The organism is Synechococcus sp. PCC 7336, from assembly GCF_000332275.1.
Classification (GTDB): Bacteria; Cyanobacteriota; Cyanobacteriia; order Thermostichales; family PCC-7336; genus PCC-7336.
This window is the reverse complement of record NZ_CM001776.1, coordinates 806,236-818,997: the sequence shown is the minus strand read 5'-3', so window position 1 is coordinate 818,997 and position 12,762 is coordinate 806,236. Positions and strand designations below refer to the sequence as shown.

The 12,762-nt window shown below is 55.9% G+C and carries 13 protein-coding genes; 5 read left to right on the top strand and 8 right to left on the bottom strand.

The window, feature by feature from the left end:
- Positions 1-80 precede the first annotated feature (80 nt).
- The gene (gene clpP / locus SYN7336_RS04020; RefSeq protein WP_071590860.1) at positions 81-776 is read right to left on the bottom strand and encodes an ATP-dependent Clp endopeptidase proteolytic subunit ClpP; all 696 of its coding nucleotides are present in this window, start codon (positions 774-776) and stop codon (positions 81-83) included.
- An 11-nt stretch (positions 777-787) separates the two neighbouring features.
- On the bottom strand, positions 788-1,069 hold the full coding sequence (locus SYN7336_RS04015; RefSeq protein WP_083885876.1) for a hypothetical protein: 282 nt from the start codon (positions 1,067-1,069) through the stop codon (positions 788-790).
- Between the two features lie 166 nt (positions 1,070-1,235).
- Between SYN7336_RS04015 and SYN7336_RS24380 the strand changes: the two genes are divergently transcribed.
- The 3 genes from SYN7336_RS24380 to SYN7336_RS04000 are packed head-to-tail and all read left to right on the top strand — an operon-like array spanning position 1,236 to position 3,278.
- Positions 1,236-2,543: a CRISPR-associated endonuclease Cas3'' gene (locus tag SYN7336_RS24380; RefSeq protein WP_071590737.1), complete on the top strand. Its 1,308-nt coding sequence runs from the start codon at positions 1,236-1,238 to the stop codon at positions 2,541-2,543.
- 34 nt (positions 2,544-2,577) lie between these two features.
- Complete coding sequence (locus SYN7336_RS04005; protein ID WP_017324635.1) at positions 2,578-2,943, top strand: type II toxin-antitoxin system RelE/ParE family toxin; 366 nt, start codon at positions 2,578-2,580, stop codon at positions 2,941-2,943.
- A 2-nt stretch (positions 2,944-2,945) separates the two neighbouring features.
- Positions 2,946-3,278: an XRE family transcriptional regulator gene (locus SYN7336_RS04000; protein WP_017324634.1), complete on the top strand. Its 333-nt coding sequence runs from the start codon at positions 2,946-2,948 to the stop codon at positions 3,276-3,278.
- 292 nt (positions 3,279-3,570) lie between these two features.
- Here the strand turns inward: SYN7336_RS04000 and SYN7336_RS24375 are convergent, their stop codons facing one another.
- Positions 3,571-4,491, bottom strand: coding sequence for a Sll0314/Alr1548 family TPR repeat-containing protein (locus tag SYN7336_RS24375; protein WP_017324632.1), 921 nt, complete (start codon positions 4,489-4,491; stop codon positions 3,571-3,573).
- 305 nt (positions 4,492-4,796) lie between these two features.
- On the opposite strand from SYN7336_RS24375, the gene SYN7336_RS03985 reads away from it, so the two are divergent.
- Positions 4,797-5,432 carry an ABC transporter ATP-binding protein gene (locus tag SYN7336_RS03985; RefSeq protein ID WP_017324631.1) on the top strand — a complete coding sequence of 212 codons (636 nt, stop codon included), beginning with the start codon at positions 4,797-4,799 and terminating at the stop codon, positions 5,430-5,432.
- Positions 5,433-5,519: 87 nt separating this feature from the next.
- Here SYN7336_RS03985 and SYN7336_RS03980 read toward each other — a convergent pair whose 3' ends face one another.
- Positions 5,520-7,139: a glycoside hydrolase family 57 protein gene (locus SYN7336_RS03980; RefSeq protein ID WP_017324630.1), complete on the bottom strand. Its 1,620-nt coding sequence runs from the start codon at positions 7,137-7,139 to the stop codon at positions 5,520-5,522.
- A gap of 202 nt (positions 7,140-7,341) precedes the next feature.
- Positions 7,342-8,565 (bottom strand): DUF4912 domain-containing protein, encoded by a 1,224-nt coding sequence (locus tag SYN7336_RS03975; RefSeq protein ID WP_026100676.1) that lies wholly within the window; start codon positions 8,563-8,565, stop codon positions 7,342-7,344.
- Between the two features lie 370 nt (positions 8,566-8,935).
- Here SYN7336_RS03975 and SYN7336_RS03965 point away from each other — a divergent pair, with 370 nt between their 5' ends.
- On the top strand, positions 8,936-9,352 hold the full coding sequence (locus SYN7336_RS03965) for a thioesterase family protein (RefSeq protein ID WP_017324627.1): 417 nt from the start codon (positions 8,936-8,938) through the stop codon (positions 9,350-9,352).
- Here SYN7336_RS03965 and SYN7336_RS03960 read toward each other — a convergent pair.
- Genes SYN7336_RS03960 through SYN7336_RS03950 form a run of 3 tightly spaced genes read right to left on the bottom strand, consistent with a single transcriptional unit; the run spans position 9,349 to position 12,654 of the window.
- Entirely contained in the window at positions 9,349-10,725 is a 1,377-nt protein-coding gene (locus SYN7336_RS03960; protein ID WP_026100675.1) for an AMP-binding protein, read from the bottom strand. The genes SYN7336_RS03965 and SYN7336_RS03960 overlap by 4 nt on opposite strands.
- Positions 10,716-11,663, bottom strand: a complete 948-nt coding sequence (locus tag SYN7336_RS24370) for an o-succinylbenzoate synthase (protein WP_017324625.1) — start codon at positions 11,661-11,663, stop codon at positions 10,716-10,718. Before SYN7336_RS24370 ends, SYN7336_RS03960 begins: the two co-directional genes overlap by 10 nt.
- 28 nt (positions 11,664-11,691) lie before the next feature.
- A complete protein-coding gene (locus tag SYN7336_RS03950) occupies positions 11,692-12,654 on the bottom strand; it encodes a DUF4351 domain-containing protein (protein ID WP_026100674.1) in 963 nt (320 codons plus the stop codon).
- Positions 12,655-12,762 lie beyond the last annotated feature (108 nt).

Sequence of the window (12,762 nt, the reverse complement as noted above, 5' to 3'; positions counted from 1 at the left end):
ACAGAGCGCTTGCCGCGATGGAATAAAGTGCGGCAAGCGCTCTATAGAAGTGCGCACTGACTTTCGACAGATTTGGCTGGTTAAACCGCAGTGAGTTCCGGTTTGGGGCGTTTGGTGACGACGCGATCGACCAGGCCGTACTCGCGGGCTTCTTCGGGGGACATGAAAAAGTCGCGATCGGTATCTTGCTCGATGCGTTCGATGGGCTGACCGGTGTGGTGTACGAGCAGGCCGTTGAGATTCTCTTTGATGTAGAGAATTTCTTTCGCCTGAATCTCGATGTCTGTGGCTTGACCTTGAGCGCCGCCGAGGGGTTGGTGAATCATGATGCGGGCGTGGGGTAAAGCCATACGCTTGCCTTTGGCTCCAGCGGCGAGCAAAAAGGCTCCCATGCTGGCAGCCAGACCGACGCAAATGGTGGAGACATCGGGTTGGATGTGCTGCATGGTGTCGTAGATTGCCATGCCCGAATAAACCGAACCGCCAGGGGAATTGATGTAGAGGAAGATATCTTTTTCGGGGTCGTCAGATTCGAGGTAGAGCATTTGGGCCACGATCAGGTTGGCGCTGGCATCGGAGACATCAGTCCCTAAAAAGATGATGCGCTCGCGCAGGAGGCGAGAGTAAATGTCAAATGCCCGTTCGCCGCGAGCCGACTGTTCGATAACTGTGGGGATCATGAGGCGTTTGCTTCTGTGGCTTTTCTTTAGTGTAAGTGGATTAGCAGGCTTCTGGGCAGGGGACTGGCGGTTATCCGCATTTCGAGCGCAAGCGATCGCCCCACGACTCAATCCTGACTCAGCAGGTAATCCACGGCTTGTTTGAGCTGGGCGGTTGATTCGGCCAGTGCGTCAATCTGCCTTTGCGATTGCTGCTGGGCCTCTCGTAATTGGCCGATTTGCTCGCCCTGTTGGGCAACTTGCCTGCCCTGTTGGGCAATTTGCTCGCCCTGTTGGGCAATTTGCTCGCTCTGTCGGGCGATCGCTTCGAGATTGTTGGTGCTCGTCTGGAGATTGAGTGAGGCGATTCTTTCCAGCCTGTCCAATTCTTCTCGGATCTCGGGGGTCATGTCGGAATGCACTCAGTTTCTTAGAGCTTAACTGGTTGGCGCGATCGCTCTTTATCTGCGATCGGTTCCACATCACTCGCACCTCAGCCGAGTTGAACTGCATAAGTCCTCTCATGTAGGAACTATAACGAAAAAATATACTGTTAATCTTCAGGTTTCAAAATAATTGACTCCTTTTGCGTCAGCACATACCCCCAATACGATTGGTCAATGGCATAGCCTGAAAGAACACCTCATCAGTGTTGCCCAAAGAGCTTCGTCAAATGCGGAAAAGTTGAATTGCTCGCGTTTGGGATACTATGCAGGGCTCTGGCACGACCTGGGGAAATACAATCCTGACTTTCAGAGCTACCTAAAACGCTGCCACCGAGCATCCCAATCGGGCGATCGCGCTCCCTCGAAGTCAGTCCCCCACGCCGTGCAGGGGGCCATGCTGGCGGCAGAGATTTGCGAGCCACTGGCCTGTCTCATCTACGGCCACCATGCCGGACTGCCTGAACCTTCTAAGCTAGATCAATTGAACGATCCGAAACTTTCTGCGTCGTTTGCAGCAGCCTGTCAAAATGCCGTATCAGAAGGTATTCCCCTCGCAGTCGCTGACAACTTACTGCAGACTGGATTGCCAGAGGCTGAAGATGCTCTGGGCTGGGAACTGTTCCTGCGCTTGCTGTTTTCCTGTCTGGTGGATGCCGATTCTCTCGATACGGAACGGCATTTCGATCCGGAGCAAGCCGAGCTGCGCGAGCATTCCACGACCATCGATCGGCTTTGGCCCCTGCTAGAGCGATCGCAGCAGGCACTGATGGCCGAGGTTAAAGATCGAGACACGATGGTAAACCGAGTAAGGGCCGAGGTTTATCGCAATTGTGTGGAGGCAGCAGGTCAAGCTCCGGGAATCTTTCGTCTGTGCGTGCCGACGGGGGGTGGCAAAACTCGCAGCGGCTTGGCGTTTGCAGTGCGACATGCGGTCGCGCACCATCTCGATCGCGTCATTGTAGCCGTACCCTATACCAGCATCATCGAGCAGACGGTTGGAGTGTACCGCGAGATTTTCGAGTCGCTGGGGAGTCGCACTGTCTTAGAACACCACAGTGCTGCCCAGTTTGAAGGGGAAAGGCGACGCAACGACGGAACCCCAACGAGAACGCTGCGCGAAGAGACTTACGAGGAAAACGCTCGACGGGAATATGCGGCGGCCCGCCTAGCGACCCAGAACTGGGATGCCCCGCTGGTGGTGACGACGACAGTTCAACTCTTCGAGAGTCTGTTTGCGCGCAAGCCAAGCCGCTGTCGCAAGCTGCACAACCTGGTGGGTAGTGTCATCGTGCTATACGAGTTTCAAAAGGCTGAAGATAGCCGTGGGGAAATTGTGCCGGGGCTGTGGTTGTGGAGGGGTGGTTACGACCGAGAACTTAAGGGGATTGCGCTTGGCGATCGCCCTATCGCGTACGATCCTTTAGAGCTAATACTGTGACGAGCCGAAGGCTATATCTTTTTGCAGCCATACTATGAGTAACGGTTGGACTGTTCTCTTTCACAGAGTGTTCAAAGCTGAATTTGCCGAATTCGCGGAGGGGGTTCAGGATGAGATACTGGTGTCTGTTGGTTTCTTAAAGTTTGCAGGTCCGCAGCTAGGTCGGCCTCGGGTCGATACGCTCAAAGGCTCAAAGCACTCGAACATGAAAGAGTTGCGTTTCAAAGCTGCTGGCGGTGTGTGGCGTGTTGCCTTCGCGTTCGACCCTGAGAGACGAGCCGTTCTTTTGGTTGCTGGGAATAAATCTGGTACGAGCGAGAAGCGATTTTACCAACGGTTGATTGCGACGGCAGATGTGAGGTTTGACGAGTATTTGGCAACTTTGCGGAGGGATCGTTAATAATGGGCGAGCCAATCACCACACCCTTTGAGGACATCTTGGCGCAACTACCGGAGGAGCGGCGCGCGCGGATCGAGCAACGTACGGAAGAACTGATTGCGCGGGAAATGGCGTTACAACAGTTGCGAGAATCCCTAGGTCTCAGTCAACCAGAGATAGACACCATCTTAGATATGAACCAAGACAGTGGCTCGCGACTGGACAAACAGCGCGAATGCCTGATCTCGACATTACGAGAGTATATCGTCGCGGCAGGCGGTCATTTGCGACTGGTCGCCGAGTTTTCCGACGATCGCCCCCCTATAGATCTGTCGATCTTTGCTAATGACATTTGATCGACAGTTCCACCTGCAACTCGATGTGGGTCGAATAAGTTTTTGATTTGCCTTGCAAGCCATCTTGTTGGTACGACTCGCGATCGCATCGAGTCATCACATCAGTACAAATGCAGCTTCCGGCCCGAAGGCCGGGAGAGGATTGAACCAGACAAGCATTTTCTTGATTGCGATGCATGGGAATTGCAGCTTCCGGCCTTCGGGCCGGGAGAGGATTGGAACTTTGCCTGTAGCCGACTGACCTTCAGTTCGAGGCAGCTTCCAATCTCCGGGGATGCAAGCCCCTCAGTCGCTAAGTTTCGCTCGAAGCTGCAGCCTGTTGCTGCAAACGCTGAAAATGTCTGTTGGTGCGACCGCGTTCGTATTGAATTTGCTCGATCACAGGCTCGGGGAGTTGGTCGGAATAGGCGAGGGCTCGATCGAACCAATCCAAACTCGCCTGATGCTCTTGCAATTTGCGCAGAATTTGAGCTTTGAGATAGTACAGCTCGGGGTTGTCGCAGCCGGTGGCGATAGCGAGATCCACCCTTTCTAAAGCTTCCTCGTCGTTGCCCATGTCGCGAAAAGCCAGCGCCTGAGCGCGGTAGGCCAGATGGGGGGGATAGTTCACCCGCTCGAATTGCTCGATCGCCTCCTCGTGTCGCGTCAGCAGCAAATCGATAAACCCACTCACCAGATTCAATTCCGGGTCATTGGGGTCGATGCGGCGGGCGGCCCGCAATTCGCCAAACATTTTGTTGACATCGGGCAGGGCACGAGGCAAGCCCAGAGCGATGCCGTCCTCCACCACCCGATGGCCGGCTCTCATGCCGTAACTCACCCCAGCGTAGATGTGGCTGCGGATGGGATCGCTCGCCTCGAGGGCGGTGGATACCTGCAGAGTTTTATCCACCATTGGGGGAATGGCCTCGTAGTCTTCTTGAATGTAAGCGTATGCCGCTCTGGCTAGATACACCATCGGTTCATTGGGGACTGCCGTCTCTGCCGCATCCAACTGGGCGGGCAAGTGGGTGTAATTGCCCTCGCAAAAGTAGGTGTCTATCGCTGTGGAAACTTCTGGAGGCATTGGGCGTGCCTCGCTGCCGACCCGGAAGGGATCGCTGGCCCGAGCGGCAGGAGCCTGCAGGAGGAGGGCGGTCCCCAGTGCGATCGCACAGGTCTGCACTAAATGGGGATGAGTAAAGGAAAAGAAGCGATCGCGAAGGTTCAGCATTACCACCTCTGGCAGGTCACAAAGAGATTGAGCCGCCGAGTGCAAACGTGCTGTTGCAATTCAGGCAGCTCGGGGCAGCCTATGTTCGGAGAGTTTCCTGTATGGCTAGTGTCCCCATTCGAGCATTGGGTTCGATCGATAACAGATGGGACGGTCTCACCCTGATTTGAACTGTATCAAATGCTTCTACCAAGAAGCACCTCGCGAACTGTCAACAATCATTACGGTTGCTGGCAGTGGATGCGACGGGAAGTTCTCCGCTAGAGTATCGGAGATATCCCACTGCTATTCTCCACTCGCGCTACATGTTTGCGATCGACCGCCTCACCTATCATCCCGCTGCCGCCCCCGAACCGATCTTGCGGGAGGTTTCGCTGCAGTTGCCCCCTCGTCAATTAGGGGCGATCGTGGGAGCGAGTGGGGCAGGTAAAAGTACGCTATTGGAGATGCTGGCAGGCTTGGCACGGCCCACCCAAGGGGAGATTCGCTGGCAGGATAAGGGGCTGGCACCGGCTCAGTTGCGGAAATTAGCGGGGTTGGTCTTTCAGTTTCCAGAGCGGCATTTTTGCGGGTTTACGGTGGTGGAGGAACTGCGATTTGGGCATCCCGAACTGCAACTGGCAGATGTGGAGCGGGTGTTGGAGTTGGTGGGGTTGGAGGAGCTCCCGCTAGAGCGATCGCCTCTCGACCTGAGTGGCGGTCAGCAGCGGCGCTTGGCGCTGGCGGTGCAGCTGATTCGCAGTCCTGCTCTGTTGTTGCTAGACGAACCGACAGCGGGCTTAGACTGGTCGGTTACCCGCCAGGTTGTGGATTTGTTGGCGCGGCTGAAAAAGAATTGGTCCATTTTGGCGGTCACCCACGATCCCGAATCCATGCGGGGGATTGCAGATGTGCAGTGGCGGTTGAGTGACGGCTGTTTGACGGAATTGGCGATCGCCTAGCTTCAAGAAGAGAGCCACATTGTCAAAGTCACGCCTCCACAAGCTCAGCAATTACTCAAACAGTGGGATGCTGACAGGATTGAATGGTCATTCCCCATTGCCGGCTGACAGTGCTGCCCCTAAAGGGCGATAGGTACGGTAGTTTATTTCGGGGAAAATATTGTCCATATATTCCACACCTTCCAACCACTGCTCGTCAATCTTGCCAGCATTGAGGGAATCGTAGAGGCGGTTGAATCGCAGTAGGTGCGATCGCGTGCGGCGAATGGCATAGGGAACCATTGTGCCCGTCTTCATAATGAAGGCCCAGTCAGAAGATTGGGCCAGCAGTAACTCCCTGGCCGCTTGGTTGAGGGCGCGCCATTCGACTTCGTCAGCAGGTTCGCGATGGCTCAGCTCGATCATGCGCTCGGCAGCCTTGTGCAGGTGGGGATACACCCACGCATTGGTGTCATTGAGCCAATATTCGTGGAAACCTCGCGCCCCCCAACTGGATTGGGCTGGTCGGCAAACCTGCTGAGTGGGATTCTCCCGCAGATACTCGGCTAAGTGAGTCATGCGGAAAGTATTTTGGTCGTAGTAGCTCTTGCGGATGAAATAGTCGATAAACCACGGCCCTTCAAACCACCAGTGACCGAATAGCTCGGCGTCGTAGGGAGATACCACAATGGGCGGACGCCCCATCACCCCAGCTAAATTCTCGATTTGGCGCTCGCGGTTGAACATAAAGTTGCTGGCGTGTTCTGCCGCCTTTTCCCGCGCCCAATAGGGATCGTAAAGTCCTTTCTCGCCCAGGTCCAAGCCGCGACCGGTGATTTTGTGATACTTGATGCCCGTATTCTTGCGCTGGCCATTAGGCATGATGTAAGGCTTGATGTACTCGTAATCGGCCTCAAAACCCAGATCTTTATAGAACTCTCGGTAGACCGGATCGCCGGGATAGCCCACCTGAGCCGACCACACCTGCTGAGAGGATTCGTGATCGCGCCCGAAGACCGCGACTCCTGTCTCGGTGACGATGGGGGCGTAGGTGCCGAATTTGGGGCGGGGTTTAGCATACAAAATACCGTGGCCGTCGGTAATCAGATAGCGCAGACCCACATCGGCGATCATGCGCTCTAGGCCGGGATAGTAGGCACATTCGGGCAGCCAGATGCCTCGGGGCCAGCAGCCGAAGTGCTCGTTGTAGCTCTGGCAAGCCACTTCTAACTGAGCCCAGACAGCCTCGGGATACATCTGCATGAGGGGCAGGTAGCCGTGGGTGGCTCCGCAGGTGATGATTTCGAGGTTGCCGGCGTCTTGGAATTTTTTGAAGGCGGAGATGAGATCGCGATCGTAGCGCTCCCACAGGTCGCGAACTTTATGAAATTCGTCGACATAAAACTCTGCCAGATATTTGATATGCCCGTTGGTGAGATTGCGCTCTGCTTCTAGCTGTGCTAGTTCTTCTAGTTTGCTGAGATACTCGTCATAGCGGTCTTGCAGGACTGGGTCCCGGAGCATTGACACTAAGGGTGGCGTCATCGACATGGTCAGGCGAAAATCAACCCCATCCCGCTCTAACCCCTCAAACATGAGTAGTAGGGGTGCATAGGTTTCCGTAATGGCCTCGAATAACCAATCCTCTTCCAAGACAAAATCTTGTTCGGGATGGCGAACGAAGGGTAAGTGAGCGTGCAGGACCAGCGCGAAATAGCCTTGGGACATAACAACCTCTAATCCAATTCAATCTCTAAAGACGTTCGAATACGCAGGAGCAAGCGCTATTCGAGTCGCGAACTCGCCAGCGCTTGCCCAATCGTTCATCACCTCAATGCAACTGGTGCGATACAGGTGCAGTCAGTCTCAAATCACATTCGCGGTATTGACCTGAAATCCTGACTGCCTTGCCAAAACCAGTTCCCTTGATTTAAAAGAACTCCTCGACAGCTTCTGCTTTGGTATTGGTGCGACGGGAGAGAGTGTCGCGATCGAAGGTCAGGTGGATCTCGCGGTTTTGCTCGCCATCGGCAGCGACAGCAAAGATGGGGAAGTCGATGTTGCCATCCGGGAAAGCCATGTGGAAGCGGAAAGTACCATCGGGATTCAGCTCGATCTTGCGGCCGGCAACGGTCACAGTGGCGTCGGGCTCGGTAGCACCGTAAACAATCAGCTCGGCATCAGCCACCAACCAGAACTTGCGGGAGCGCTGGGGCAGCGATTCGGATGCGCCCGAGAACAGGCCCAAGCCAGAGCCGGAAGCCATCCACGGCGCAGCAGCAGCCATGCCTGCACCAGAGGGGAAGACAAAAGAGCTGACAGTTTCTTCAGGCACCATCTGTCGGCTGCCGAAGAGAGAACCGGCGACATGCTGACTGTCGAGACCGCCAGCATGTTTGAAGGTTGCGGCAGTCACAGAGGCCTCGTCGGGACCGAATGCCCCCATACCGGCAGCGCGCTTGTAGGGCTCGCGCAGCTTGTAGATGGTCTTGCCGTTGAGGTCCATGTCAAACGGCACGGTAACAAAGATGTCTTCGATCCAGTCGGAGGGGTAGGTGGGAGGAATGGTTACGGCAGCAGAGGTGGCCAACTTCAGCCAGCGACCGTCGGCGCAACGATAGCCAATTTCTACGATGTAAGAGCGATCGCTGACGGGAATGGGCAAATACCACTCGCGGGCCAGCTCATCGCAGGGATACTCCTGCAAGTTATGGTAGCCCTGGCTGTAGAAGTCGAGGTCGGTGACATCGTACATGCGCAGCGCCAATTGCTGCCCCCCTTGGCGGCGCAAGTCTTCTTTGTGCTCGTTGGGGATATCCCAATAGGTGTAGGCCCATTGAGGATCGCGAGGCAGCAGAACAATGCGGCTCGTGCCGTATCCGCCGGGGAGTTCGCCCAGATCGGCATCGACATCGGATAAAGTGACGGGATCCATCACACCACCAACGCTAAATTTGCTGGCAGACACGGTATCTTGGCTGACAGGCTCGGCCACTTGACTGTTAGAGGTCGAGAACTTAGCTTCGGCATCTTGGATGGCTTGCAGCAGTTCTTCTTTGCGCATGCGGCTGTAGCGAGAGACGGAGTATTTGGAGGCGATGACGCGCAGTTCGCGCAGTGTCATCGCTTCTAATGGGGGACGTTCTGTGCTCATGGTGCGGGAAATACCTTAGCGGGACTTCATTGAGATAAAAATTGCAATTGCAAGAGGAGTAAACAACAATGGTTGGCAATGAAAACCAATGGAAAAAATTGCAAATTAGCGAGGGTAAGAGCTTGTAGAGCTCGCGCCCTTCTCAGCAATCGCCGTCAGGGGATCGATCGGGATCGCTTAAGATATCTACAATAATGCACAGGCAATTCCAATTGGTCAAGGGGTGGGGATCGTCGGGGATCGTTTTGGAGAGAATGGGGATCGAGAGCGAACTCGAGGAATCTCAAGCGATGGAAGCCTTACGGGGAAAGGCTGAGAGTCAATTTCAAATGGGCAGCTCTAACGAGCACAAACCAGTAACAATGGCAAGATGAGATTCGAATACTGTCGCACCATTCGGTTTGGAGATACGGACGCCGCTGGAGTTGTATATTTTGCTGCTGTCTTGTCAATCTGCCATGAAGCATATGAAGCATCGCTAGCCACAACAGGCATTGAGCTGCGACAGTATTTCAGTCGTGGCGGCATTGCAGTTCCGATCGTGCATGCTGAAGCGAATTACTTTCAGCCGATGTATTGCGGCGAAGTGTATAGAGTGCAGTTAAGACCTCAATCGCTGTCTGAGAGTAGCTTTGCGATCGCCTACGAGCTCTATCCCGAGGGGGATTGGGAACGAGTAACAGTGAGGGCTGAGACCCGGCATATGGCGATCGACCCTAATAACCGCAGTCGCGTTCCTCTGCCAGATTCGATACAGGCATGGTTGATGAGTTGGAGCGATCGCTAGAGGGGGCGAGCGTTGCGGGCTAGGGCTTGCAGTTGGCGGCGATCCAGTTTGCCGCGATTGTTGCGAGGCAGTTCCGCCACTGCCAGCCAGCGCCTGGGATGTTTGTAATGGGCTAGTTGACCGTCCAGAGCCATTTTGAGGCTGTGCCAATCGGCCGTTCGATCCGCTAACACGCAGATCGCCGCGATCGCCTCTCCCCATTCCGCGTCGGCAACTCCCGTAACTGCGACATCTCGTACTCGGCCTGTGGCGCGAAGAGCAGCTTCGACCTCCAGCGGGTAGACATTTTCGCCGCCGCTCAAAATGGTATCGCTGCTGCGACCTAAGACGTGCAGGTAACCGTCTCCATCGAGATAGCCGATGTCCTGCGGGCTCCAGAGGCGATCGGGCTGAAACCGGTCGGGATAGTAACCCAAAGCAAGGCAGGGGGAGGCGATCGCGATTCGTCCGGGGCGATTGGGGGGGAGAGGGCGATCGTCCTCATCCAGAATGCTGAGTTGAACGTGGGGCAAGATCTGGGCGCAGCCTTGCTGGCCTGCGAGAAAATCTGCAGGTTTGAGGGTGGCGACTTGGGCGGCGGTTTCGGTGGTGCCGTAGGTGGGGGCGAGGGGGAGGTTGAGGCTGCGGGCGCGGGAGAGCAATTGTGGCCAAGCAGGGGCTCCGCCCAAGAGGACGGCTCGACAGCGGCTGAGCCAGCGAACGAGGTCTGGGTGGGAGAGCGATCGCTGCAATTGAGTGGGAACCAGCGAGATAAACCAGCCTTCTGGATCCAGATCCAGGCAGTTCCCGCCCAGAAAATCTGAGGAGGAGGCGATCGCCAGTTGACCGCCCGTGAGGAGCGATCGGACGAACTGCATCAAACCGCTGACGTGAAACAGCGGCAGCGTACAAACCGAGTTGACCTGCGATACACCGAAATGCTGTTGAAATCCGATTGCAGCCGAGCTCAAGCCGGACCAGGTATGCATTGCGAATTTGAGCTGGCCCGAGGTGCCGCCTGTGGGAATCGCGATCGCGTTCCCAGGCAGATCGGTTCCCACTGCCCTAGATTCGATAGCAACCTCAAGCTGGCATTCCCCCCAAATCCAATGAGGTTGCACGATTTCCTGCATTTGGCTCCATTCGCGATCGCCCCAACCCGGATTGCAGAGAAACACTTGGCAGTTTGAGGTATGAGCGGCGGCAAATCGAGCTAGGAATCTATCCGAATCGCGCTCGGCGAGCGCGATTCGGATAGATTCCTCTTGCCCGCTCCGAGTCTGCAGTTCCTTGCGAGACTTCCAAAATAGCTGCTCGAAGCGATCGCCCCCACCACTGGCGAGCCAAACACCACCGGATCGCTGCTGAAGTAGCGAGAGCAAATCTATTGCCATAAGCAATGGGGCCATTGGGGCGGTTCGGGAGGAAACCAGCGATCGATGCCGAACCCAACAGCACGATGGGAACCGATATGCGCCGCAACCCGCAGAGCCGATCGCCGCCCGACCGAGGTTTCTAGGGCTGAGGAGATCGCAATATCCAATTGGTGCAGCGCGCAAAACTGTTGCAATTGTGTGGGGAAACCGGCGATCGCGGGCTTGACAACAAAAATACCGCGCCAGCCGCCTGCGTAACAGTCCTGTAAATCCTGCAAGCGGGCCACAGATTCATCTAAAGCGATCGGTGTGGAAAAGCGATCGCTCAAGCGCATCATCTCTTTGAGAGCCTCGGGGGGTAAAGGCTGTTCGAGAAATTCGATCGAAAGGCGATCGCAAGCTCGCAACCATTCGCGAGCTGTGGGGAGATCGAGTCCGCCATTAGCATCTAAGCGCACTGTTGCGGTTGCAGGGAGGCGGTCTAACAGACCTTCGAGCAGCGCAATCTCCACGCGCCAATCCGCCATGCCAATCTTCCACTTCAATGTGCGATCGCCCGCTTCCCACAAAGGTTGCCATTCTGTCAGAGCCGCTGTTCCCGCAGGCAGCAAACCGCATCGATCGAAGTGGGGAAGCTCTGTCGTTGGTTGCTCTAACTCCAGCCGAGCAGACTCCAATGCAAAACGGCAGGCACTCAAGTGAGAGGGAATGGCCCGAATCTCCAACCCACTCACCGAGGAACCGAGGGAGTGACAAAACCTTTCAGCCTCGGCGACCGTCTCGGTCCCAAACCAGGGAATCGGCGCAATTTCTCCCCAGCCGAGGCGATCGCCCCCAGCCAACCGCACCACAATTCCCTCCCGTACAGCCCAAGGACCGTGGTGGGTGTGCAACGGCTGCAGAAACGGGCGTCGATATCGCCGAAACTCAAACCGGTACGTGGCGCGATCGTCCATCCCGCTGAGGCATGTTCTCCATCAAAATTTACCGTTCGGAGAACCTTTGGGCCAAGGATTCGGCCAGTTGTTCGAGTGAGGCGGCGGTTAGCACTGAATCGAGTAACTCTTCTAGCTGCACTACGGTCAGCTCCTGAAGTTGAGCCTGCAGTGAACTCGGAATAGGGCCAAACCGACCTTCCATTAAACGCAGCAACATGCGGAGCGCTTCTTGCTGTCGCCCCTGTTCGAGCCCTTTTGCCAAACCAATTCTTTCCACACTGCTGATGTAAGGCATCCTCTGCTCCCGCTCGTAAGCTTGAATCTCCTCCCAAACCTCTTGCTCCAACTCCTCCGGCAATGCCATCACCCAATCGATGAAGTGAAAGAGCTGGATGATATCCTCGCGCTCGTAGCCCCGCTCGTACAGCCGCCGAATCAACCGCAGCTTCCATTGCAGGCGATCGCGCTCGTTCCGGCGGGTGGCTTGTGCCTGCAGGTGAGCCATCGCAATGGTTGCAAACGGATTGCTGCTGGCCTCCAATTCGGCCCAGCGCTGCTTGTAGCCTAGCAACTTTGCTGTGAGAAAGCGGAATTCCAGACGACAGCCCAAGACCTCGCGCACAAACTCGCTGGGCTGCCAGTTGGGACTGGTGTCGCAGAGAATGGCTAAACTCGCCACGGGGCGACCGTAGCGCTCGGCAATGCGGGTGTTGTAGATATACATGCGCTCGGGGAAAGAGTCATCTCTCTGGCCCTGCACTTCCACATGAATGAGAATCCACAGGTCCCGTCCGTCCAGCAGCCAAACCCGCACCAGTTTGTCCGCATAACGACGGCCCAATTCGGCATCGCGGGCGATCTGCTGGAGCTCTTTGTCGAGAAACTCGTAGGGACGCGACCAGTCGATTTGGGCCTGAGCGGCGGGGAAGAAGAGCCGGAGACAGGGCTCAAAATAGAGCTCCAGCATCTCCTTCCAGGGGGTATCGAAGTCTGCTCGGGGTGAGGTCATGTCTCGGCGAACCACAACGTTCCACTCACCCTACCGCACGGACACAGTAAGGTCGAGGCTGTCGAATGGCCCTCACAACCTGCCAGCCGCGATCGCGGACTGCAGGAC

Excerpts from the sequence above, each read along its gene's own strand:
- SYN7336_RS03975 (WP_026100676.1), bottom strand. The coding sequence starts at position 8,565 with ATGAGCACAGAACGTCCCCCATTAGAAGCGATGACACTGCGCGAACTG.
- SYN7336_RS24370 (WP_017324625.1), bottom strand. The coding sequence starts at position 11,663 with ATGGACGATCGCGCCACGTACCGGTTTGAGTTTCGGCGATATCGACGC.
- SYN7336_RS03960 (WP_026100675.1), bottom strand. The coding sequence starts at position 10,725 with ATGGCAATAGATTTGCTCTCGCTACTTCAGCAGCGATCCGGTGGTGTT.
- SYN7336_RS03980 (WP_017324630.1), bottom strand. The coding sequence starts at position 7,139 with ATGTCCCAAGGCTATTTCGCGCTGGTCCTGCACGCTCACTTACCCTTC.
- SYN7336_RS24375 (WP_017324632.1), bottom strand. The coding sequence starts at position 4,491 with ATGCTGAACCTTCGCGATCGCTTCTTTTCCTTTACTCATCCCCATTTA.
- SYN7336_RS03950 (WP_026100674.1), bottom strand. The coding sequence starts at position 12,654 with ATGACCTCACCCCGAGCAGACTTCGATACCCCCTGGAAGGAGATGCTG.
- SYN7336_RS04000 (WP_017324634.1), top strand. The coding sequence starts at position 2,946 with ATGGGCGAGCCAATCACCACACCCTTTGAGGACATCTTGGCGCAACTA.
- SYN7336_RS04015 (WP_083885876.1), bottom strand. The coding sequence starts at position 1,069 with ATGACCCCCGAGATCCGAGAAGAATTGGACAGGCTGGAAAGAATCGCC.
- SYN7336_RS04005 (WP_017324635.1), top strand. The coding sequence starts at position 2,578 with ATGAGTAACGGTTGGACTGTTCTCTTTCACAGAGTGTTCAAAGCTGAA.
- SYN7336_RS03985 (WP_017324631.1), top strand. The coding sequence starts at position 4,797 with ATGTTTGCGATCGACCGCCTCACCTATCATCCCGCTGCCGCCCCCGAA.
- SYN7336_RS03965 (WP_017324627.1), top strand. The coding sequence starts at position 8,936 with ATGAGATTCGAATACTGTCGCACCATTCGGTTTGGAGATACGGACGCC.